Raw genomic sequence first — 22,602 nt, forward strand, 5'->3', positions numbered from 1 at the left:
TAAGCTCGCCCTCTCAGCCGCATATTGCACTGATTGCAAAAGCTGCACCCGGCGTCGCAGCCTCCGCATTTGTCGGATCGTTCATTTGGCGCCATATGCGCCCTGCCTTTCAGGCATCCTCTCCTAAAACTCAGTACGGCTGGCCATTCATTTGGCCGGCCTTTTTTTTGGCTGACGCGTTCAGGCGACCGCCCGACCGATCTCCTGATAGTCCTCCGGACCGCAAAAATGGACCTGGGCCTTTCCGCGTGCCTTTGAACGATAGAGGGCGGCGTCTGCGCAACCGATCAGGCGCTCGAGGTCCAGGCCAAATTGAGGGGCCATGCTGATGCCGACACTCACCGATACCCGCATTTCGACGCCTGCGATCATATAGGGTTCGCTAAGCTGCCGGATCACGCGTCGCGCCAGCAGTTCAGCCTGATCCTGATGCTGGACGTGGCTCTGGACAAGAATGAATTCATCGCCCCCGAGGCGCGATACGACGTCGTCCGTCCTGACCGTCGCAATGAGCCGGCGGGCGACCTCGACCAGCAGTTGGTCTCCCGCTGGATGACCATAAGCGTCATTGACGGCCTTGAAGCCATCGAGATCGAGATAATGGATCGCAAGCTGATCGCCTGACCTGCGCGATGTTTCCAGGCTGGCGAAAAAGGCCTCACGCAAAGCCAGGCGATTGGACAGCCCTGTCAGCGGGTCGTGGCGGGCCAGATTCGCAAGATCATGTTGGGTGGTCAGATGCTCAACCGAAGCGGCATGAAGGTGGTGCACGGAATCAAGGCTCATCAAGCCGACTGCCAGGAGAAGCACGCCTTCCAGCGCGAAAAACTCGGCATGGAGCGGCTCGTCATATTCGGTCATGGCATGGACCATCATGGCGACCGCCGTTGGCAGAACCGCCAGCATCAGGCTGATCACGCAGAGGCGCGGCCTGCTCGCATTTCGTGAAACGATGCCCGCGCCAAAGGTAAAAATGAGGCTGATGGTTCCGATGTGGATAAGCGGCGCATGGGCAATGAGCGCGCGGATGTTGAGGCCAGCCAACAGCATCGCGAAGATATAGGTTAGCGCAGCGTAGCGCCGTTCCCAGATTCGCAGGGCGACAATCTCCTGTCCGGCGCCCCCGGCGCGATGGAAGGCGCCGATCAGAATAAGCCTGGCCGCCGTCACCAACACAGATGTTCCGGTGAGAGCCGCAATCACGCCATCTTGCCATTTGAGATAAATGAGCGTTCCGACGAACAGATAGAGCAGGCCGAAGCCCGCGATAGGCATGCTCATGGTGAAGAGCGGGGCGACCAGATCCCTGTACACGGCATCGGGCAAACGAGGACGAATGCTGCGCTTGACCGAAAGATTTCGAGCGCTGCGACCATCTGTTTTTCGTCTCTCCATGGCGCAGTAATCTCAGGTCGATGGTTAAGGCCGCCCTACCGATGAGATAATGCGTGGCAGATCCGGGGGCAGCCGACCGCGCCGCCGCGCGCGCCTGTCATTGCTATGCAGCCAGCCATTCCTTCGCCATGGGTCCGCCAGAAGCCGTGCCGCTAAAAGATGAGCGGCCATGAGCCTTTGAGACGTCAGCTCCGCTTCTTTCTTCGGGCCTTATCCTTCAACTCGATCCAGACCGGCGCATGGTCGCTCGTCTTCTCCCATCCACGCGGCGCGGTATCGACCTCGGCCGCGATTAGCCGGGCTTTGGCCTTGGCATTCAGCAGCAGGTGATCGATCCGCAGTCCCGCATTGCGCTCGAACGCGCCACGCCAATATTTCCAGAAGGTGTAGATGGCCTCGCCCGGGTGCTTGTGCCGAAGCGCGTCCGTCCAACCTTGATCGAGAAGCCGCTGATAGCCCGCGCGCACTTCGGGCGCGAAGAGTGCGTCATCGCGCCAGCGATCGGGCGCATAGACATCGAGGTCGGTGGGCATGACATTATAATCTCCGGCGACCACCACCGGCGCGTCCAGATCAACGAGCGATGCCAGATGCGCGTGCAGCCGGTCGAGCCAGCGCAGCTTGAAATCATATTTGGGGCCGGCCCGAGGATTGCCATTGGGCAGATACAGACCAGCGATCAGAACGCCGCCGACCGCAGCCTCTATATAGCGGCTCTGCCCGTCATCGGGATCGCCGGGCAGGCCGCGACGGGTTTCGTGGATCTCGCCGATACGGCTGAGGATAGCGACGCCGTTCCACCGGCTCTGACCGTGCCAGACGGCATCATAGCCCGCATCGCGAATGGCACGTTCGGGAAAGTTCTCTTGCGGGGCTTTGAGTTCCTGGAGGCAGACAATGTCGGGTTCCGCCTCATAAAGCCAGCGCAGCAGCACTGGTAGCCGGCCATTGACCCCATTTACATTATAGGTGGCGATCTTCACAGATATGGACGCTCCTGGTCGGCCGCTTCTCGCACGCGGCCCAACATTACTACTCGCCGCCTGATCGAGTCGTTCCGTTTCTGCCGGACATCCAAGGGCCGCCGGTCGATCACAGCACGAAACGTCGAACGTCTTTCTGCGTTGAACCGGGCAACGATGATGAAGGCGCAGGCAATGGCTAATGAAAAGACCGCACGCGGGCCGCAGGACAGCTCGCGCATCGCGCTCGGCGAAGACTATGAGGTACAATATTGGACCAACCGCTTCGGCGCCAGCAAAGAGCAACTGGAGGAAGCGGTGGAGGCGGTGGGCAACAGCGTCGATGCTGTCGCTGCCTATCTCAACACATAGGCCCGCTTTGACGAGACGATCCGCGGTGCTACGCTGCTCCTCCAACGAAGGAGGATCGCCTCATTTGTAACCTCTACACCGTGCGCAAATCCGCCGCCGAGGTGGCTGCGCATTTCGGCGTGGCGGCGCCGGTCACCCAGTTTAACGCGCCCGACGAGGTCTATCCCGGCACGCCTGGCATGGTGGTGCGAGAGCAGGATGGCACTCGCCTCCTTCAAAGCATGACCTGGGGCTGGCCGGTTCGCCTCAAGGGCATGAAACCGGAGTCCAAGCCCAAGCCGGTCAACAATATCGCTGACTTACGCAAGCCCTTCTGGCTCGGCGCTGCGCGCAAACCCGAATTTCGCTGCCTCATTCCCCTCACAAACTTTGCGGAAGCTGAAGGAAAGGCTGGGGCCAAGACCCGGAGCTGGTTCTCGCTGCGTGATAGTCCCATCTTCGCCTGGGCAGGCCTGTGGCGCGACAGCCCGGAATGGGGGCCGGTCTTCTCCGGCGCGATGACTGACTGCAATGAGGCCATCCGCCCGGTTCATGACCGAATGCCGGTTCTCCTGCATGAACATGAATATGCGCAATGGCTTCATGGCAGCTTTGACGACATCCTAGGTTTTCAAGAGCGCTGCTTTCCTGATGAACTGATCGCCATGGAGCGGACCAGCGAGCCATGGAACAAGCCACGCTCAGCGCCCTCGTCTGCCGCGACGCTGCTGTGACCCCGGAGCAGGAACGATGGGCCGAGGCGCTCGCTATCGAGCGGCGCTTTGGCGAACAGGCGCCAGAGCATATGTATCGCTCCGGTGAGGGCCGCGGATCAGGCGGCTTCGCGTTGATCTTCTGCGGCGCGCCAGTTCCAGGGGAGCAGTTCGTGGAGACGGTTCTGGGGGATGTCGGCGATGCGCGCGAGGACGTCGGCGAGCCAGGCCTGCGGATCGATGTCGTTGAGCTTTGCCGTGCCGATAAGGCTCAGCATGAAGGCCGTGCGTTGACCGCCGCGGTCTGAACCAGCGAAGAGCCACGATTTTCTGCCCAATGCTATACCTCTCAGCGCGCGTTCCTCCGCGTTGTTCGAAAGGCAGATGCGGCCGTCATCGAGGAACGCGGCGAAGGCCGGCCATGCCTTGAGCATGTAATCCATGGCCTCGGCCACATCGCTGTTCTTCGATAGCTTTGACCGATTGTCCCGGATCCATTCTTCCAGATCGGCAACCAGCGGTGCGCTGAGTTCCCGGCGGAAGGCAAGACGCTCCTGGGCCGGTCTGCCGTTGATGGCGCGCTCAATGTCGAAGATCGCGTCGATGCGGCGGACCGCCTCCACTGCCAGCGGCGAGATGACGGCCTTTTTGCGGCGCTTCTTGATCTGCGCGGCGACATCGGCCAGTTCGAAGAAATAACGGCGCGCGTGGCTCCAGCATAGGGCGCGGGTCAGCGGCGCCGGCAGTCTGTTGGCATGGAACAACGCATTATAGCCGGCATAGGCATCGGCCTGGAGGATGCCCGTCCAGCTGCGCAAATGACCCACGGGATGCTCGCCTCGCCGGTCACGGGAATAATGGAAGATCGCTGCCGGCGGCGCTGGCCCGCCGAATGGCCGATCATCCCGGACATAGGTCCAGATCCGGCCCGTATCGGTCTTGGTTTTTGCCAGCACCGGCACCGTGGTGTCATCGCCATGCAGTCGCTCGGCGGCCAGGACATGCGCCTCAATCAACAGATAGAGCGGCATCAGCGCAGCGGTGCAGGTGCCGACCTGATCGGCCAGGGTCGAAAGGCTCAGGTCCACGCCCTCGCGGGCATAACGATCCCGCTGGCGGTTGAGCGGCTGATGCGCGCCGAACTTCTCGAACAGCAGCATCGCAAGGAAGCTCGGGCCAAAGAGTCCGCGGGGCGTGACGTGGAACGGTGCCGGCGGTTGGGTGATCTTCTCGCAATCGCGACAGGAGAACTTCTCCCGAACGGTTTGGATCACCTTCCACTGGCGCGGCACGACCTCAAGCGTCTCGGTGATATCCTCACCCAGCTTGCATAGCCGATCCGAACCGCAGCAGGGGCATGCCTCGGGCGCGGCGATGACGAAGCGTTCGCGGGGCAGATGCTCGGGCAAGGGCTTGCGCGCGGGCCGCTTGCGCTCGAACGGTGCGACATTGGTCTTCGCCGCTGCCAGGGCAGCCAGAAGCTCATCTTCGCTGGCAGCGGTCTCGCACTCCTCGAAGGTCAGTTCCATCTGGTCGAGCAGATGGCGTGTGCGTTCGGACCGCTGGCCAAAAAGGGTGCGGCGCATCTTCTCGTTCTGCAGTTCGAGAAGGGCGTTACGGGCTTCTAGGTCGGCGTTGATCGCCTTGATGCGGGCAACTTCAGCGGCGACTGCCTCGGCAGCGGCAAGCCGCTCGCGAAGGCTGTCGATCTCTGCTTGCGCCTCGTTCCCCATGGCCAACGACATAGCGGAAAAGCACCGGAATCCCTAGCTTTTTAGGTCATGCCGGGGCTTTTATCCGGCCAATGTCGGGCGCCATGTGGCCTGCGGATTACGCCAGTCGATCGCCTCCAACATGCAGGCCATCTGCGAGGGGGAAATGGCGATCACGCCGTCCACCGCAGAGGGCCAAATGTACTTCCCGCGCTCCAATCGCTTGGCATAAAGCGACATGCCCACGCCGTCATGCCAGATGATCTTGCAGAGGTCGCCGCGGCGTCCCCTGAAAATGTAGAGATCCCCGGCGAAGGGATCACGCCCGAAACTCTGCTGCACTTGGAGGGCCAGGCTACGCATGCCGCGACGCTTATGTGCTGCAGCACATAAGCGGCGTTATGCGGCGCGTGGGATTATGTGGAGTCCTGGGCGGCCAGGCTAATTTTACTTAATAAATACATGCTGATGAGAGATCTGTGCGGGCAGGATGACGCCGTGGGTCGCTGCGTTCGCTGACGAGCTCGGTTCGCTGAGGCACACGCCGCTGACCATCCGATGTTACATCGATTGCGCTCGTCATTTTGCCGCTTGGCTTGCAATCGAGAACGTCGAGCTCAGTGAAGTGGGAGACGACGCTCTTGGCCGGTTCGCCAAGCACCGTTGTCGTTGCGGGGGTTATCGACGCGCCGTGCCGCACTCGACCAGCTATCTGAGCCGCGTTCATCGTTTTGTCGTGTTTCTCGCCGGACGCGGTGTCGTCGCGCCGCTGGCTGAAGCGATTGCCAGCCCCGTCGATCCCTTGGTTCGTGATTTCCAGGAGTGGCTCATGCGCCATCGAGGCATTCGCGACCGAACGGCCGTGCGGCACGGAAGGATGATAATGCGACTGCTCCCTTCGCTGGGATCAGACCCACATGCATACAACCCAGCGGATATCAGAATGGTTATTCTAAATGAGGCCCAGCGCTGCTCTGTAGCGTACACCAAGACGATGATCACCGCTCTGCGCGGATACTTGCGTTTTCTGGCCGCCGCTGACCTGTGTCGTCCTGGCCTTGAACACGCAGTACCGCGCATTCCACAATGGCGACTCTCATCATTGCCACGCTATCTGTCGCCTGATCAGGTCGACCGGATCGTCGCTTCCTGTGACCTGCGAACCAGACGGGGCATTCGCGATCGTGCGATTCTGCTCCTCCTGGCGCGCCTCGGACTGCGCGCGGGCGACATTTGGGAGATGCGCCTTGGGGACATCGATTGGGATTCTGGAACCTTGCGGGTGAAGGGCAAGGGGCGCTGCGAGACTCTTCTTCCCTTGCCTCAGGATGCTGGCGATGCCGTGTTTGATTATCTCGATGGCGCTCGCCCTGAAGTCGATGACGACCGCATTTTCCTGAGGGCGGTCGCGCCGTTTCGACCTTTCTACGCTTCTCCGTCGATTTCTCACATCGTGGCCCTTGCTGTGAAGCGAGCCGGTATTGACGATCCGCCATCGCGTGGTGCGAACCTGCTGCGCCATTCGGCAGCGACGCACATGCTCCGCAGCGGTGCGACGCTCCAGTCGGTTGGCGCCGTCCTGCGCCACAAGTCTCTGGAGACCACGAACCTATACGCCAAGGTCGATCTCAACATGCTGGAGCGGATCGCACAGCCTTGGCCGSGGGAAGTAGCATGTTAAGTGTCGATCTCGCGCGCTATGTCGCGCTTCATGAGGCGCTGGGATTCAGATTCCGGACGCAGCGGAGTCTGCTGCGCATGTTCGTCGCCTACGCGGAACGCCACGGCGATGCCCTGATCAAAAGCGATCGGGCGATCGCCTGGGCGGTCGAGGCACCTTCCCCCGAACAGCGACGCAACCGCCTCCTTACGGTTCGCCGGTTCGCGATCGCAATGCACGCCGAAGACCCCGACCACGAGGTGCCCGCGGCCGACGCGCTGGGTCGTGGGCTTTTTCGGCGAACGCAGCCCTACATCTATTCTGCCGGAGAGATCGAGAGGCTGATGGCCGCCGCCGCTTCGCTCGGTCCGAGCGGCACGCTTCGCCCGCTCACCTACTTCACATTGTTTGGCTTGCTCGCCGCGACCGGTATGCGGATATCCGAAGCCCTGGCTTTACGACTAGGCGATGTCACCGAAGACGGGCTGATCGTCGCTAACACCAAGTTCAAGAAAAGCCGGCTTATTCCGATCCACAGCACGACCCGAGCTGCCATCGATCGCTACCTCTCAGTCCGTTTGACGATCGCTGGGGGCACCCCAGCTCTGTTTGTCTCCAACACTGGAACTCCGCCTCGCTATGACACGGTCAGCGCGTTGTTCCGGCAACTTTCGCGCAATATTGGATTGAGGGGCGCCCCAGGTCAGCCGGGGCCGCGCATCCATGATCTGAGGCACAGCTTCGCCGTGAGATCGCTGGAACAATGCCCATGCAATGGCGACGCCGTATCGCACCATGTCCTCGCCCTCAGCACATATCTCGGCCACGCTCACGTCAGCGACACCTATTGGTATCTTCAGGCCACCCCAGGCCTGATGGCGCAGATTGCCGATGTTGGTGAGACCTTCGGCCGGACAGGTGCAGCATGACCGCGCTCGCACCCCCTCTGTCCCGGTTCCTCGGGGAGCACCTTCCTCGCGATCAGCGTGCCAGCCCGCACACCTGTGACGCCTACGCCTATAGCTTTCAATTGCTCGTCACCTTTGCGGCGCGGCAGCTGCAGAAGGCGCCGTCGCAATTGGAAGTCGAAGATATTGGTGTGCCGATGATCCTTTCCTTTCTCGAACATATCGAACAGGATCGAGGTAACAAGGCGCGATCTCGCAATGCGCGATTGGCGGCGATCAAGTCTTTCTTCCGTTTCCTTGAATATCGTGTGCCAGCGTGTCTCGACCAGTCACTTCGCATCCGCGCGATTCCAATTAAGAAGACCGACGAAGCTCTCGTCACTTCGCTTACGCGAGCTGAGATTCAGGCGCTCATCAATGCACCCGATCACAGAACCATTTCCGGCGCTCGAGACCGTGCGATGCTCCATCTCGCCTTCTCTGCAGGCCTGCGCGTCTCTGAGCTGGTGGGACTACGTCTCGATCAACTCGATCTCCAAAGTCCGGCTACCATCCACGTCATGGGCAAAGGGCGGCGGGAGCGCGTGCTTCCATTGTGGAAGGAAGGCGTAATCTCGCTCAAGGCTTGGCTCGCCGTCCGTCAACAACGTCAAGATGGGGCGTTATTTCTGAACGCCGCCGGCCTCGCCATGACCAGATCTGGATTCGAATATATCCTCGGGAAGCATGTGGCCACAGCCGCTCAATCTTTTCCGTCTATCGCAGCAAAGCGCGTGACGCCCCATGTCCTGAGGCACAGCTGTGCTCAGCACATGCTGCAAGCCACGCGCGATGTTCGAAAGGTGGCGTTGTGGCTGGGCCATGCCAGTCTGCAAAGCACCGAGGTCTACTTGCGTGCCGATCCAACCGAAAAGCTCGAAGCCTTGGCAGCCGCGGGCGGGCCCACCCTCCAGCCAGGGAGGTTCACGCCGCCGGACAAACTCATCGCCATGCTGAAGGAGGCCCACCATCCAAATTATGCTGAGTGATATCCTCCCGGTTCGTGGGCGGCCCGTGCCTGGCCGCCCAGGACTCCACATAATCCCACGCGCCGCATAACGCCGCCACCTCGGCAAAGCCCTGCGCTGCCTGCTCCATCTGCCGCCGCCATCTGTAAATCTGGTTCGGCCGCAGATCAGCACGGCGGGCAATCTCCGCCACGTTCGCCCCGGGCGCCGAAACCGCAGCGACCAGTTCGCGCTTCTGCTGGTCGGTCCAGACGCGCCGCCGTTCTGGGCCCGAAATTACCGTCATCTGACTCATCGCACCGTCCCTTGTACCGGTGCAAACACCAGTGCTTGCACCGGTGCCATCTCGAAATATCAGCCGATCACTGCAAGGCGGCCCTCACCGGAGCGATACGAGCATATAGCCGAGCGTGTCACTGCGCTGGCCGTGGCGGGTGATGAGACGGGCGTGGCCCGCTGGATCGCGATCGCCGACCGCTTCGATCAGCTTCGGGATCGGCCAGAGGGGTTTCTTCAATGAAGTACGGCAGCCTGGTCAAACTGTGAGGGTGCATGGCAAGCGGGAAATCAACGTCCGCCTTTCCAAATTCCACTCTCCAAGTCCGTCCGAGCATTTTCCCTGCGTCAAAGCGTTCAATTCAAAGTTTCAGAGGGATCCCACATGCGGTCGAAGAGCGTCCACGGTGGCCACCAGTCCTGCCGCCTCCATGTCCAGCAAAAGGTCATGTGCGGACTTTTCGGGCCTGCGAAAGCGCCCGCGCATCCGGCGAATTGCCGCGACGGCGCGGCCCGTATCAAGCGCGATGGTATCGGCAATAAAGTCGTCTGCCGACCGGACTTCCAGATTCAAGCTCTCCAGCAGGGCCTCCGGGAAGTCCTTGAGATTCTCCGTCACGATCGCGGCGGCCTGAGTCTTTACGGCCGCAGCGATCACATGCGCATCGTCCGGATCCGGTAGGGCCTCCACCAGCGGAGTGAGATGAGCGAAATCAACAACCTCCGCTTCGCCAAATGCCTGACGCATTCGGGAAATTTGGGTTGCTGCGATTTCCTCCGCTTCCGCCTGCGATCGCCCCTTGCTGACGAGTATCTTCGCGATGGCTCGGCCCGTTTCCTCTAGAACTGGCGCCGACCATCTGATGCGAAAGAAATCCGCTTCCGCCAATGTCAGCAACAGGTTTCTGCGCAGCACGCTGGCAAGCGTGCAGGCATCAATGAAGGCCGTGTAGCGATTGGCGAACAAGGATCAGAACAATTCGGCGTCGGCCGCCGCCAGATCGTCGAGTGCCTTGGAGCGAATCCCATCCCGCTCACGCTTGTAAGCAAACAAATCCTCGGCGCGCACGCGCCGGTGGCGCCCCACCAATGTGTGGGCAATCTCCTTCTTGTTGAGAAGGGAGATGAGATAGGGCCGCGACACGTTGAGCACGTCAGCAGCCTGCTGGGTCGTCAACATCTGACTGATCGGCACGAGGGTGACTGCGTCTCCCTTGCCGATATGCCTGAGCAGTTCCATCAGCAATTGGGATATGGCGGGTGTCAGTGTGATTTCGGTGGGGGTCTTGTCCCCCTCTTCCAGGAGGCGCAATTTTGCATCGCCGGCGGCATGCGCGGCAATGATCTTGCGAAGCTGATTGGCAGCATCCTTCTCACCAGCGGAGGGCAAGCGGCTACCGATTTCTTCCGCAAAGGCGGGCATGGTCATGGCGCGTCTCCTCTCGGCCTATATGGTCAATAATCGCAGCAAACGCAACCATCGAAGCAGACGAAACATCTCCTGCGCTGGCAGAGCAGACATTCCCACACCAGCATCTCACGTCACGACAGGATCCTGCCAGGTCGTGCGAAGCTCGAAACCTGTGGGTGAACAGCACCGTATCCACCGGTGCTAATTGTGACCTAAGCTGCTCGGGTCGGCTCATTTAACGGTCCGCACCCCACTCGTAGAGCCTTGCGCCTTAGCTCGAGGCCATTGATGATCACCAATTCCTAACAAGCCATTTGTTGTTACCAAAATGCCGGTTCATGATCATCAACGCGGATAGCATGGAGCAGACGATCCTGATCACCGATCCGTGGACGGTCGCGAGGCGGAATCGGTCGATTGCCAGACGCCTTTCCCTGAGTGAGAGAGAATCTGCTGCCGCGCTTTGTGCCACCTGTTACAGAAGCGCATCTGCGCATCGCCGGCGGCATGCGCGGAGCTGTAAATAGGCGGGAAGGTCGTGGGGGATTTCCACCCTCGCTACATGATTGATTATGGCAACAACCCGAAGCCCGACATCCGCTAACGCAGTTTGGAGAGTAGACGGCCCGCCGCACCATGTTCCGCTGCCAGATTACGATTGTAGCTGAGCGGCATCTTGGGCGATTTCCAGCGTAGTGCATCCATGATCCCGGCGATATCCTCACCCGCCGCGAACAGGTCGTTGGTGATCCCAATGCGCGTCGAATGCGCGCTGATCCCCTTGACCCATTGGGCCAGTTCGTCCTTGCTCAAATCCGGTAAGAGTCCTGCGTCCCAGGCCCCCTGGACCCGCGTCTTGAAAATCTGCGTTACCGCCTGCGGCTGCAACGCGGCACCGCCCAGGCTGACGGCCGTCATCGGATCGATGCCAGTGCGCCGCGCTGCCTTGGCTTCTGGCATCAAACTGGACAATCCCCATTGCGTGGCGGCGGCCTCCCGGCGCGCTGCAGCACGCGACACAGCGGGATCGACCGCCTTCAAGCGCTTGATAAACAACCGCCGAAAGATAGGTCCCTTCGTTATTTCAGGAACGCCCAGCAGATCGGCCATCACCGCGATCCAAGCGTTCAGGGCCAGGGTGCTCCGCATCGAGAGGAATGCGGTTGCCCCCTCCCCTTCCTGATCCGCTTTATGGCGCGGGATATGCAGTAACCGGGTGTCGGGATCACTAGCCGGCTGGATATGGGCGATGTCGATCGCGACCAATTCGGAAGCGCGCAGGCCCGTATCGTAGGCGACCGACAGCAACGCCCGGTCCCTCATCCCCTTTTCGTCGTGGGGGCATCCGTCGAGCAGCGCTTTCAGGCTCATCCCTCGCGCGTCGCCGTCAAAAACGTCGCTGACCGAACCCTTGTAGCGCAACGGCCGCGCCTGGCGCTGGGCGGTTCCCAGTTCGCGGCGCAAGGCCTTGAGCGTCAGCGCGACCAGCTTGTCCTTGGTCGGGTCGGGCAGATCGAACAGCCGGTGGAAGGTCGCGATCGCCCAGAGGGTGCGCGAAAGCGTCGCCGGCTTCGCCTTGGCGAGACTGCCCTCCCCCGCTCCGCGCGCCTTTAAATACTGGATTACCGAAATAGGCTGCGCTGGCAGCGCGCTCACCCCAGACCGGCGACATGCCTCGCCAAAGCCCGCCATGTCTGCAAGCAGACCGCGTACCGTGTTGGCGGCCATGGCGGCCAGCGTCGCCTCGACCAGATCAAGATTCGCGGCGGGCCGGCCCGTGGTCGGCAGCATCGCCAGAGCGGCTTCGAACCGCTGGAGCGGGGTGAGCGCTTGCTCCGCCGCGCGCTCCGCCCTGCGCTGCGCGACATATTGCTGGCGCGCGCCATAGGCCCAACGCTGGCCCGGTGCGGGCAGGACCAGTGTGGTCGGCCGAACTCCCTCGGCGGTCGCCAACGGCGCGAGCGGTCCAATCGCCACCGATGGGTCGGCTTCTTCAATGACCAAGGGCGCAACATTGCCCTCCGCTGCGCGGACCGATACCGCTTGCCCGTCCTCCATCGGCTGGTCGTCGCCCATGACCGCGCTTCCAGCGACGTCCGTTTGCTCCACCGAAGGAACAGGCGTATGATCCGACTCGAAGGCCGGATCGAGAAAGGCGCGCAGCCCGCGCAACGGTCTTCTGCCTTCGCCAGTCATCCCAGTCCGCTCATATTGGTACAAATCGAAGGCAAAATCATATAGCGAACAACATTTTGGATCAATGATAATGGCCCTTGTCATTGATCCAATATTTTAGATGCACCAACAGACTTTCTAAAAACGTCTTTCAGTTTAATATCTGATCCGATAACCCAGACAAACAGGCCGTTTAATGAATCGAGTCTGGAACGATACACCTCGCCATTAAAGGCGAGATTTTGGCGAAAAATGATGGCTTCCTCCCCTCCCCTGCTCGATCCGGCCTTGCTCCTTGCCTATGCCGACGCGCAAACCGCGCTCGCACGGGTGGAAGAACGCCTCCGGCTCAGTCCCGTCCGCCTGCCCTGGAAGGCGCGCATGGCGCTGGCTGAGCGGCAAGCCCTGGCCGGGATCGACGCCTATGAACTCCCCGAGGACGCGGTCACGATCAACGGCCGAGGACGCGCCATCACCAGTGCCTATGACCTGACCCATTGGAAGCACGCCATCGGCATGCCGATCACCCTGGACGAACTCATGGCCGACCCCTCTGCCCTGCTGGCGTGGCTCGGTGCTGAAACCGGTCCTTCCGACGAGCACATCCCGGGCCGCCGCGAGCCATGGGAAATGCTACCGGCAATCGAGGCCTGGAGCAAGGCCTGCCAAGTACTACCCCCCTCCCCTCCCCTGCTCCATGGCGGCCGGATCGCCGCGCTGTGGCGGCAGTTCGCGCCCCTCGCCCGCGGTGATGTCGTGGCCAGCCTGCTGATCGGCGATCGCTGGGGTCCGGGGCGCTGGAACGGATCGCAAGGTGGACTGACAGCCCTCGGCCTGCAACGCGCGGGCGGTCCCTGGAAGATCGCTTCAGGCCACGAGCTCGACCACCTCTGGCTCGGAGCCATCGTCGCCGGGGCGAACGCCCATCTCGACCTGGAGGTGCAACTGCGAAGCTATGCGCAGCGGGCCGCTCTCCATCTTGCGGACCGCCGACGGCTCGGACGACTCAAGGACGTGATCCTGTTCGCGATGGCCCGTCCCGCCATTACCAGCAGCCAGGTCGCGAAGCAGTTTGGGCTGACGTCCGCCGGCGCGATCAAGCTACTGGCGACCGCCGAGGCCGAGGGACTGCTCATCGAGCGGACCGGTCAGGCGAGCTTTCGCAGCTACACGATCCCCGTCAGCGGGGTGGCCCCCTCCCCCGCCCGATCTCGGCCGCCGGTCATCGACCTCTTTGAGCCCACAATTTGGGATGATGAGGGTGAAAATCACGTCCCGCCAGAGCCCCTGTGAGCGCCAAAACGAGGGCACCCCTTACCATTTGACCTGAAAGATTTCGATGCGTCCTACGGCCTTCTGACAGCATTTTAGGGATATTTCATGTTTTGTTCGCATGCTCCGCTTCTGAGTTGCATCGAATTGGGTAACGACGCGTGCGTGATCGCTCTGTTCACGTGAGGTTTCTTAATACTGGAGGGGTACTGCATCATTCTATCGTAACAGCTTTGGTGTGGCCGTCCGATCGACCGGGTCCCCCGACGGTCCTTCCCAGATTAAGGCGACTTCATAAGTTCATCAGATGCAGTTTTCGCTAGGCCGATCAATGTAGCTAGGAAAGTATTCCGTCCCCCGCCTCGGGTGGCTACCAGGTCCGCAGCGGAAAGCAGCTCACTGATGAATTCTTCTGTGCCACGCTGCCTGATTGATGCAAGGCCGTTATAAAGGTGCGGCGTATTGTGGCCATTCATAGCGACCGTCAGATGCCTCAAACGCCAGCATCATTTACGGCGCAGCGACCCTCATCGGGGTAAACCGGAGGATTTTCTTGCGGGGGGAGCTACCTCTAACAGCGGTCTAGTTGGAGGAACATCGAGAAGTTTTATGAAGGTAATCTCATCTAAAAATTCAAACTCAAATCTCAGCGCCGTAGGCGCCATGGTTATGGGATTATGGAGAAGTTAGAGAGTTAAGAGAAGTCGCACCTGATGCGAATCGTGCTGACTCCACGATTCGCAGATTTTGGGGTCGGCGCGATGGCACGATAGATCATCCGTGATGGCACGTTCTCAGCGGCGCGATAGCACGATCGGGCTTCTGTGATAGCACGATTGCCTAAACTGAGAGCGGCGACACTCTGGCTCTGATAGCACGATGGAATGCAGTCGTGGCCTATCTACTTTCGTCGCTAAGCCCCGGCTTCGAATCAGTTTTCTTGCTGTTTCGGCTTTTCCCACCATTGCCGAAAACGAGTTGTGAACGACTCTAACGTGCTATCGGGGATGAGCTTTCCGCCGATCCAAAAATGCCTTGTGGATGTTCATCGTGCTATCAGGCACCGGGCTGTCACATTCGTCAAACATCTTTCTTGCAGGTGGCTTACCGTTGCAGGGTTCAGCCAGTTCGCATTTCTCGATCTCCCTAGGTATTAATGTGCCTAAATGAGGACTTCCCCCTCTCCTGCCGTCAGACCGCGGATCGATCACGCGTAGCGATTGCATAGTCAATCGCGGCGTCAGTCCTGTTAGGGACTTTCGATCCGAGACGTGTATGTGCTGGAGCCTGAGGACGCATCGATTACCATGATGGCAGTGTATTGGGTGGGCCGTGCGGTAAAATGAAGAAGTGCGGTGTGACCGACTTACAGGCCAGTCCTTCCTTGAACGCGCATTGCGAAGTGGGGTTTTGAGTCAAATAAACTTGGGGGAGCCGTAAGCGTTCCCCTGCTATACCAATGCAAAGGGTCGCTGATCTCGCTCAGAATGCTGAAACGTAGAGGCAGGGTTCGGAAGTCGCCATGCGAGCAGCTTCAGCAATGGACAAGATTGTGCATAGCGGCGCTGATAATAGCCGACGTGGAAGCTAATTATTTGTCTGCAGCATCAGCGGAACATCCCGCTTTAATAACCGGCAACTCGCCCTTTGGCAGGGGGCATCCGGATTCGCCTAACAGGCATAAGCGTAGAATTCGTTCGGCTACCGTGACCAAATGGGACGCAGAGATTGCACGCTTAAATGGGCAGGCGGTCGTAAGATCATCGCACCGCGTTACGAGAAATCGGGTGCTCGTACCTGCTTGACTTACTTAAGCCGCTGAGCGCTGGTGGATGCAATCGTTTAGTCGGGAGCGATGCCTCAAATCGACTAACACAAACTTTGAAGCGGACCACGTACCGGGGAGGCATGGGGGGGGGGCGAAGGCTCGTGTTGCCGAAGGCAACATCTTATCTATTTCATTGAAAAAACACGATAATAATGGATTTTGCGCTTTCTTGTTCTTAGAAACCTTGGGGCTGCTGGCTGAGGTCAGATTCATAGCTTCTGTATCCCGTTGTGAACGAAATAATCGTCTATCTGGTGTTTCCAAAGATATTGCGCATCGGCTTCCAACTAGCCGTACTCGAGAGAGCCATTGAATTCTTATTCGATTTTCGAAGAGGATAAGAGCCGGAAAGGGGAGGGGGGCAGATATCAGCCCCGTTGCACTGACGTCGTCCTGACGCATGCTCGCATCGTGCTATCAGACACGGCCTTGAGAGTGGCGTAACGGAGGTCTTGTCAGGGGACATCCTCTACAGTTGGGCGTGGAGCACCAGGGTAAATATGAGGCATTTCCGCTATCCGCGATAGCACGATGAACCGTACATTCTGATCTAATAGGAGTTGCCGAGAGGCATCTTTTCAGCGGGAGGAAGCCGACTTCCAACCGATGGGACGCAAACTAAGTCATCTGCAAACCCTCTAAGCCGGTTAACTGCCGGGCAAGGTGTGCTTGTTCCGCTGGTGATGGCTCTTCATGAAAAAGTAGAAGCGCTTGGAATAATTCGCCGGCAATTCGGTAAGGTTGTTTGCAATGTAATTATCAAACCTCGCCATCAGAACGTCGAGGTCCCAGCCTGGGAAATCCCGGCGAATGGCAGTGTAGGTTTCCTGATCGATTACATCTTGTGCACGGTTACCGCGGCGCCGGGTTGCCGGCTTTGCAGATGAAACGGGGGCAGGGGAGGGCGAAAGGGTTTTTGGCCCTTGTGAAGACACGCGAAAGCCATTTGCCGTGCTGGCAACCAAGGCTGCCATGTCGGCCGGGGAAACAAGATCCTCGGGATCTATTAGCGTTTCCGCAAGGCGTTTAACGCTCCGCGTTCGCGTGGCCGGCACAACCTCTCGTTTTGGTTCTGCTGCGGAAGGGGCGGGTAGAACTTGCTGAGGCTTTGCCTTCCCCTGCCAGTCTTTGCGCATTACCATCCAAAGCTTTGGATGGGCCGACTTCTCGTCCAGCACCTCTAGATGCAATTCGGGCAAGGAATCGGCACGCGCAATGGCCAGCAGCGACGCCTTGAACTTAGCTGACGTTTGCTCGCTACCGCTCTTCTGAAGAAGTGTGTCGAAACCGATAGTAAAGCCTTCCGCACCATTACCGCCGGCGTGCTTGCGTGCAGCGCGATAGAGCCAACGCTCTATCCCTCCCTTAAGATCAAAATACGCGGGATCGACGGTCAAGACGGACTTTTGGTCCAGGACGCCGTCGAAAAACCATTTTGCAAGCGTCACTTCGATGCACAGGACTTTATTGCGTCGCTCGTCGATCAACTGGGTCCAGCTATCGATCCACGAGAAAGTCACTTCCCTGGATTTGCCCTTCGCGCAAATATTCGTCTTTATGGTGGTGGCCTGCAGCCGATCGAGCGCGTCGCGCATCCGCTCATAGGCTCTCCCGGATGTATCACGGCGGATCAGTTTCATAATATCCGCTGGATGAACGCGGATCGTAGGAGACAAGTTGTTCGAGCGCTGCCGCTGCTCGTTCAAATAGGATGCGAAGAAGATCATGATGTCCGCGTCCCATATAGTCGCCATCCCGTAGTGCGGGTTGGCTGAAACGTGGACGCTCACCTGGCCATTAGGACTAAGATATTGGATCGGCTTCACGCGCTTCTTCGCTAGCGAGAAGAAGGGGCGTTGCATCGTCTCCTGATAGTCGCGCAACGATATATCCCCAAAGTCTGGCAGGGGCGTGAACATCTCAAAACTGAGCTGGACCTGCCGGCCAAGACTAGGGGGGGATTCCACCATTTTCTAAAACGCTCGAACGCTAAAAGCTGCAAGATGTTGCCGTCGGCAACATCCATGCGAACATAATGATTTTAAACGGCAAATCGGCCATTTTGTGCATTTGACAAATGGGCGCTGAGCTTGCCTCACGCCTTACCCTTTGCCCAAATCCTGGAGCGCTCAATGGCAGCCCTCAAGCTCTCCATGAGCTCGTCAATGGAACTCTCAGAAGGAACGATCTTGATCATCAACTCGCTGGCGCGATCACGTTCGACCACTCCGAATTCACGGCCCGATTGCGTAAGAAGGCTCTGCTTTTGCCTCCGTGCCCGGGCTTGCTTATTGTTCGCCGCAGACAGCAACCGCGTCACCACTTCATTGGCGGGGATAATCGCTTCGTCGAAACTCTGTTTGAGGCTCTGTTCCTCTGCGATCGAGCGGGCAGCATCTTCCATTCGCTGGCGCTTTTCCTGATCATCAATCAAAGGCAGGAGAGGCTTCGCGAAATGGAGAGTCAGATCGCGCGGTGAGCCAAAGGCAGAGACAATCGTCTGCGGCATCTCGGCAAGAGCAATATAGCGGGAAAGCGTGCCGGGACTCAGCTTCAGTCGCTCGGCCATCCGGCGCTGCACGCCTTCATAATGGGACTTGAGGGCCTCGCGATAATTTGTCGCCCGTTCGTAGTCGGAGATATCTTCCCGTTCACGGTTTTCGATATCCGCGACGCGAAATGCTGCCTCGTCGGTTAGATCCTCGATCGATGCATAGAGGCTGATCTCGGGATGATTATTGGCATTGAGCCAGGCGATCGCCCAATGCCGCCGCGTACCGGTGATCAGTTCATAGCGCTTCTCCCCATTGGGGGTCGGACGGACGATGACAGGAATTCGGTTCCCATTTTCCGCGACGAGCGAGTCAATCAACGTGCGGACTCGATCTTCGCTCAGGGCTGAATAGTCCCGTGCGTTGCCCGGCCAGATCGACACTTCATCAGGCTTGAGCGAAATCGCCGGCTTTTTTAGCATCTTGGCGGCTTCTTCGAAATTATCGAGCCGCCGCGTCGCGAAATTCATTGGTTTGCGGGCGCGGGACTGGGCTGGCCCTTCAGCAGCGGACGTGCTCTCACCTTGCTCTGCAGCCGCATTGGCAATGACTTCGTCGAATAACGCGCGCTTGCTCATGCGGCCTCACCATCCAGCATATTTTGATCGCCAAAACCCGTCAGACTCGTGGAGGGCCATTGTTGCCGGATCACATGAAGGATCTCCGAAAAAACCAGATCGAGGTTGTCTCGGCAACGGGTAAAGGTTTTGTGCGAGGAGATCGGCTTGTCGGACTCATAGACCGACCGGAACTCCTGTACCGAATTCTTGATTTCTTCAGACGCTAGAATGGGATTGGTCAACATGTTCGTGCCGCACATCTGCTGCAAGATACGCAGCATACCGGCCTCCCCATCGGCGGATCGCGAGTAATTTGAGGCAACAACTCGAATAAAGTCGTAATTCACGCCCATGTTATATTCATTGAGAGCTTCCAGCGTGTCGGCAATGTTGGTCATGAAGTGAATTGTCGATAGAAAATCGAGCTGCCGGGCCGGAACCGGGACAACGAGACCGCTCGCAGCGGCCATAACATTCATCCCGAGAAATCCCATTGCTGGAGGTGGATCGAGTAGCATCACATCAAATTCGCGGCGAACTTGACTGATACCGGCCCTGAGCAAACCGAACCTACGCATGATCTCTTCGCGCCCTTCCGCGCCTGCGACCATGTGCCACTCAATTTCACCCAGGCCTAGGCTCGACGGGACGATCTTGGTCGTTGGCCAAGCGGTATCACGGATGGTGCGGCGAAATTCGCTGAGCGGCGCGGAAGGAGCCAAGAAATGCGCAAGCGTCTCGTCGCTATCCCAGAGTTCTTCCTGGTCCACGTCGAACAAGGAACTGGTCGAGGCTTGAGGATCGCAATCTACGACGAGTACCCTTAGCCCCTGAAGCGCAAGATAATCGGCCAGATGCTTGGTGATCGTGCTTTTCCCGACGCCACCCTTGAAATTCTGAACGGCTAAAACGACCGCAGGCTCATGTGCCTGCTTTCCCGGAATGATCCCGAGAGACTGACGGATGAGCGTCAGATCCTCGAGCGTGTAATAGCGCCGACCGTTGGCACCAATCTTGGGGGCCGGCAGCCGACCTTTCGCCTCTGCCTTAGTCAACGCCTCGGGAGTGCGACCGATTAAATCCGCTGCGCGTCCCGGACCAAAGGTCAATTCGAGATTTTTCCGGGCCCGCGGTCGAAAAGCGACCTTCTTCAACTGGGCACTAAGGGCCTCACCGTTTTCGACCATGGCCTTCAGGTTGGAAACGGTATCAATCATAAAGGAGCCCCAGCCGAATCATTCGCGAAGTACGGTTGCCAATAAAATATGAAGCATCGCTATGGTTGTCAATAAATTGCCGGTTTAGGAGATTTTTTCCGAACTAGGTTGCGACGGAAGGTTCGAAAATGCTCTTTTGCCACGAACCACCTGTATCTGCAGCCACCTTTCCTCGTACCCAGAAGGTGCGAAAGGCAATGCCCTGTACTGATTTCCCGCCTCAACATGCACACGGCGCGAAAGGACGGGGACAAATCACCGCATACTCGTCCCTTGGTTGGCCATGTGCCAAGGTGAGGATGCTTTGCGCGAGTTCGGACGAAGCAGCACAATAGCCCCGTCACGCAGCGATACGCTGCGGCTCACCTTCTCAAAGAATCCAGTCCGCATCTGAAAATCGTTTGACCGATGGCACTTGATCGCTCCAACCAGCGGCGGCTTATCTGCCGATAAGCTTCACCCCTATGTCGTCGGCCAATTTGACGAGTCCCGCATAAGTCGCGTCATCTCCGACAAGGTCAACCGATGGCGCGGTAAGGGTCAAAAGACCCGGCGCAAGCCGGTCCCCAAAGAGGATGATCGCCTGAGCAGTGTCGTCCTGGCGAGACACCCAGCATAAGCCTTGCACGTCGGCGCATTGGGCATGAACCGCTTCGGCCCATGCTCGCGTCTGCGGGTAGAGATCCTTTTCCGTGTCAATCAGATCGGCGCGTGGGATACCAAGCTTCCGCAGGGCCTTGTTGGTGAGGTTCGCAAGCGTCAGCTCGGCAGCTGAAATGAGCTGCGAATGATGATGATGCCGGATTTTCCGCTTGGCGACTGTCTTCAGGCCCGCTGCAAAGGGGACATCGTGGAAGACAGTTTCCATCACTGCACACTCGAAGGTCGTGCCGCCATAGACGGTTGGGATAGGATTGCCGGCGGCATCACAGATCGGACTGAACCGCGCATTGCCGTTGAGACCGGGATTAAACTGATCCGCCGTGTACACATCTGGATGGACACGATGAATGATCTCGCCAGATGTCCAGCTTGTCCGCTTCACCAACTTATCGAGGTCCGACGGCGGTGCCTTGATCAACCGCGTCGCACCAATGCCGGCAGCCGCGCGGGTCGCTGTCGGGACATCAGGAGCGGTGGACTTGCTGGACATTGGGGTGGCCGGACGTTTGGCCTTACCCATGCAGCACCCCTGCCATCTCGTCTTCGGCCGCCGCAAGCACGCGGTCAGGCGCGCTCGCCAAAATATCCTTCGGCGCCACGCCACCCAGGAAGCTGTTCGCAGACGCGAACCAGACCGCGATATCCCAATCTTCCAAATCATTGCCGAACAGCTTCAGGATTGGCGCGAGCTGCTTGACAGGGCGATAGCCCGCATCTGCATCGAGGGCGTAACCAGGATAATAGTCGCTGCCATTGCGCCGCAAGGCGAAGATCTTGCCCTCGCGCTTCCACTTGTTGGGCTGCGCGCTGGCATTTTGTCCGCTAAAACCAGCAATCTCTGATAGTTGGGCAGCGCTCAACCATTCTCCGCTTTCCAGAACCGCCTTGCGCGCTTCGGCGTTCATCCTCGCTTCGGTCAGCAGGTGCTCGGGCAACGGAACCTGTGGGACAAGGGCGTCGACCAGCTTTTCGAGCGTCGCATTTTCCTGATCAGCGATCTTGCGTACGATCATCGGTGCAATGAGGCGCACGGCCTCTGCAAATGCCGCAGTAATCCGCTTGCTGCCATGGTCGAGCTTGAGCGCAACGATCTGGTCATCGTCCGCCCCCTTCAGCCGCTCGCGGATTTCATGCACAGAACCGGCCAGCGCCTCAATGCCGAGACTGGCCAGTTCGCTATTGGGGATCGATGCCATCATCTGTTCCATTCGAATATCTCGGTTATCAATATACAGTGATAATCTTAATATTCAATGGTCCATCGTGACCGAGCCGGTTTGCTTTCGTAGGCAGTCGTAGCCGGTACTCGGGAACGCTCATCGCTCACGTGTACGAGACGATGGAAACCGCCGCCGACACACTCACGAATAATGCTTCGACATGGCGCTTGCTGGACCTATGCTCCCCGTCCAACGACTCGTAGGAGAGGGCATAATGAGGACGTCGAACGACGCCGGCTATCCATTCCATCGGTCACAGCCAGAGGCACGAAAGGCCATCGACGCGCTCCTTCGTGGGGATTGCGCAGAAGCTATTTGCATCCAACCCGAACTTGCCCTTCGCCCGCAAATGCGCGCCATGGCCGCGATGCGGCCCCCTTCATTCATGCATTAGAGGATTGCCGCGGTAGCCCGTCCGCGTCCTGCAGGTATCGGCATCGAGGAGATGTTACCGCCGCGTTCGCCGATGGGACCGGCACGCAAAGCAATCCATATTCAGGCTTGCAGCAATAACCCTTAATAAGAGCGTCCGCGGCACGCTCATATTAAGGGTTATTGGTCATTGGCACCGGACCCAGGCACGCGCGAATTGTAGCTGCCATGGCCGTAGCGAGGCCGGAAGAGAGGTGGCCGGGTTGGTCTGAACAGGGATCGGCACTTGATAAGTGGATCGTCTGCCGGTTCTTTGCTCGCACTGCCGATATGGGGCGTCATGTAGGG

Annotated in this window: 20 protein-coding genes; 6 read left to right on the forward strand and 14 right to left on the reverse strand. The window is 59.0% G+C overall.

All coding sequences use genetic code 11. From position 1 onward, the window contains the following. Nucleotides 1-180 precede the first annotated feature (180 nt). Together A0J57_RS27010 and xth are read right to left on the reverse strand one after the other, a co-directional pair. Nucleotides 181-1,395: a GGDEF domain-containing protein gene (locus A0J57_RS27010; RefSeq protein ID WP_064232733.1), complete on the reverse strand. Its 1,215-nt coding sequence runs from the start codon at nt 1,393-1,395 to the stop codon at nt 181-183. Between the two features lie 185 nt (nt 1,396-1,580). After that, the gene (xth, locus tag A0J57_RS20925) at nt 1,581-2,378 is read right to left on the reverse strand and encodes an exodeoxyribonuclease III (protein ID WP_061940008.1); all 798 of its coding nucleotides are present in this window, start codon (nt 2,376-2,378) and stop codon (nt 1,581-1,583) included. A 174-nt stretch (nt 2,379-2,552) separates the two neighbouring features. Between xth and A0J57_RS20930 the strand changes: the two genes are divergently transcribed. Beyond that, on the forward strand, nt 2,553-2,729 hold the full coding sequence (locus tag A0J57_RS20930) for a DUF3606 domain-containing protein (protein ID WP_064485883.1): 177 nt from the start codon (nt 2,553-2,555) through the stop codon (nt 2,727-2,729). Between the two features lie 62 nt (nt 2,730-2,791). Next, nucleotides 2,792-3,442, forward strand: a complete 651-nt coding sequence (locus A0J57_RS20935) for an SOS response-associated peptidase (RefSeq protein WP_076605811.1) — start codon at nt 2,792-2,794, stop codon at nt 3,440-3,442. Nucleotides 3,443-3,540: 98 nt separating this feature from the next. Here A0J57_RS20935 and A0J57_RS20940 read toward each other — a convergent pair whose 3' ends face one another. Together A0J57_RS20940 and tnpB are read right to left on the reverse strand one after the other, a co-directional pair. Next, nucleotides 3,541-5,154, reverse strand: coding sequence for an IS66 family transposase (locus tag A0J57_RS20940; protein WP_061940031.1), 1,614 nt, complete (start codon nt 5,152-5,154; stop codon nt 3,541-3,543). A gap of 60 nt (nt 5,155-5,214) precedes the next feature. Then, entirely contained in the window at nt 5,215-5,496 is a 282-nt protein-coding gene (gene tnpB, locus A0J57_RS20945) for an IS66 family insertion sequence element accessory protein TnpB (protein ID WP_061940009.1), read from the reverse strand. 127 nt (nt 5,497-5,623) lie between these two features. Here tnpB and A0J57_RS20950 point away from each other — a divergent pair, with 127 nt between their 5' ends. The 3 genes from A0J57_RS20950 to A0J57_RS20960 are packed head-to-tail and all read left to right on the forward strand — an operon-like array spanning nt 5,624 to nt 8,729. Continuing rightward, the gene (locus tag A0J57_RS20950) at nt 5,624-6,814 is read left to right on the forward strand and encodes a tyrosine-type recombinase/integrase (RefSeq protein ID WP_062017384.1); all 1,191 of its coding nucleotides are present in this window, start codon (nt 5,624-5,626) and stop codon (nt 6,812-6,814) included. Next, complete coding sequence (locus tag A0J57_RS20955; RefSeq protein WP_061940011.1) at nt 6,808-7,722, forward strand: tyrosine-type recombinase/integrase; 915 nt, start codon at nt 6,808-6,810, stop codon at nt 7,720-7,722. The genes A0J57_RS20950 and A0J57_RS20955 overlap by 7 nt, the downstream gene beginning before the upstream one ends. Continuing rightward, nucleotides 7,719-8,729, forward strand: coding sequence for a tyrosine-type recombinase/integrase (locus A0J57_RS20960; RefSeq protein WP_061940012.1), 1,011 nt, complete (start codon nt 7,719-7,721; stop codon nt 8,727-8,729). Before A0J57_RS20955 ends, A0J57_RS20960 begins: the two co-directional genes overlap by 4 nt. Here A0J57_RS20960 and A0J57_RS26140 read toward each other — a convergent pair. From A0J57_RS26140 to A0J57_RS20975, 5 genes are all read right to left on the reverse strand, one after another. Continuing rightward, nucleotides 8,683-9,003 carry a transposase gene (locus A0J57_RS26140; protein WP_153023176.1) on the reverse strand — a complete coding sequence of 107 codons (321 nt, stop codon included), beginning with the start codon at nt 9,001-9,003 and terminating at the stop codon, nt 8,683-8,685. The genes A0J57_RS20960 and A0J57_RS26140 overlap by 47 nt on opposite strands. Nucleotides 9,004-9,087: 84 nt before the next feature. Beyond that, nucleotides 9,088-9,225 (reverse strand): hypothetical protein, encoded by a 138-nt coding sequence (locus A0J57_RS26425; protein WP_157078347.1) that lies wholly within the window; start codon nt 9,223-9,225, stop codon nt 9,088-9,090. 129 nt (nt 9,226-9,354) lie between these two features. Beyond that, complete coding sequence (locus A0J57_RS20965) at nt 9,355-9,951, reverse strand: PIN domain-containing protein (RefSeq protein ID WP_061940013.1); 597 nt, start codon at nt 9,949-9,951, stop codon at nt 9,355-9,357. Between the two features lie 3 nt (nt 9,952-9,954). Further along, nucleotides 9,955-10,413, reverse strand: a complete 459-nt coding sequence (locus A0J57_RS20970) for a helix-turn-helix domain-containing protein (protein ID WP_061940014.1) — start codon at nt 10,411-10,413, stop codon at nt 9,955-9,957. 582 nt (nt 10,414-10,995) lie between these two features. Beyond that, nucleotides 10,996-12,471, reverse strand: a complete 1,476-nt coding sequence (locus A0J57_RS20975; protein WP_235600925.1) for a tyrosine-type recombinase/integrase — start codon at nt 12,469-12,471, stop codon at nt 10,996-10,998. A 351-nt stretch (nt 12,472-12,822) separates the two neighbouring features. Between A0J57_RS20975 and A0J57_RS20980 the strand changes: the two genes are divergently transcribed. Then, nucleotides 12,823-13,863: a hypothetical protein gene (locus A0J57_RS20980; protein WP_226870488.1), complete on the forward strand. Its 1,041-nt coding sequence runs from the start codon at nt 12,823-12,825 to the stop codon at nt 13,861-13,863. Nucleotides 13,864-16,317: 2,454 nt separating this feature from the next. Here the strand turns inward: A0J57_RS20980 and A0J57_RS20985 are convergent. The 5 genes from A0J57_RS20985 to A0J57_RS21005 form a co-directional block, all read right to left on the reverse strand. After that, nucleotides 16,318-17,553, reverse strand: a complete 1,236-nt coding sequence (locus tag A0J57_RS20985) for a replication initiator protein A (RefSeq protein ID WP_226870473.1) — start codon at nt 17,551-17,553, stop codon at nt 16,318-16,320. A 212-nt stretch (nt 17,554-17,765) separates the two neighbouring features. After that, the gene (locus A0J57_RS20990; RefSeq protein WP_061940018.1) at nt 17,766-18,800 is read right to left on the reverse strand and encodes a ParB/RepB/Spo0J family partition protein; all 1,035 of its coding nucleotides are present in this window, start codon (nt 18,798-18,800) and stop codon (nt 17,766-17,768) included. Further along, nucleotides 18,797-19,999 carry an AAA family ATPase gene (locus A0J57_RS20995; RefSeq protein ID WP_061940020.1) on the reverse strand — a complete coding sequence of 401 codons (1,203 nt, stop codon included), beginning with the start codon at nt 19,997-19,999 and terminating at the stop codon, nt 18,797-18,799. Before A0J57_RS20995 ends, A0J57_RS20990 begins: the two co-directional genes overlap by 4 nt. Nucleotides 20,000-20,438: 439 nt before the next feature. Further along, nucleotides 20,439-21,182: an RES family NAD+ phosphorylase gene (locus A0J57_RS21000; protein ID WP_061940023.1), complete on the reverse strand. Its 744-nt coding sequence runs from the start codon at nt 21,180-21,182 to the stop codon at nt 20,439-20,441. After that, nucleotides 21,175-21,870, reverse strand: a complete 696-nt coding sequence (locus tag A0J57_RS21005) for a hypothetical protein (protein ID WP_226870471.1) — start codon at nt 21,868-21,870, stop codon at nt 21,175-21,177. The genes A0J57_RS21000 and A0J57_RS21005 overlap by 8 nt, the downstream gene beginning before the upstream one ends. Between the last annotated feature and the right edge of the window lie 732 nt (nt 21,871-22,602).

The organism is Sphingobium sp. 22B, assembly GCF_001580035.1.
GTDB classification, from domain to species: domain Bacteria; phylum Pseudomonadota; class Alphaproteobacteria; order Sphingomonadales; family Sphingomonadaceae; genus Sphingobium; species Sphingobium fuliginis.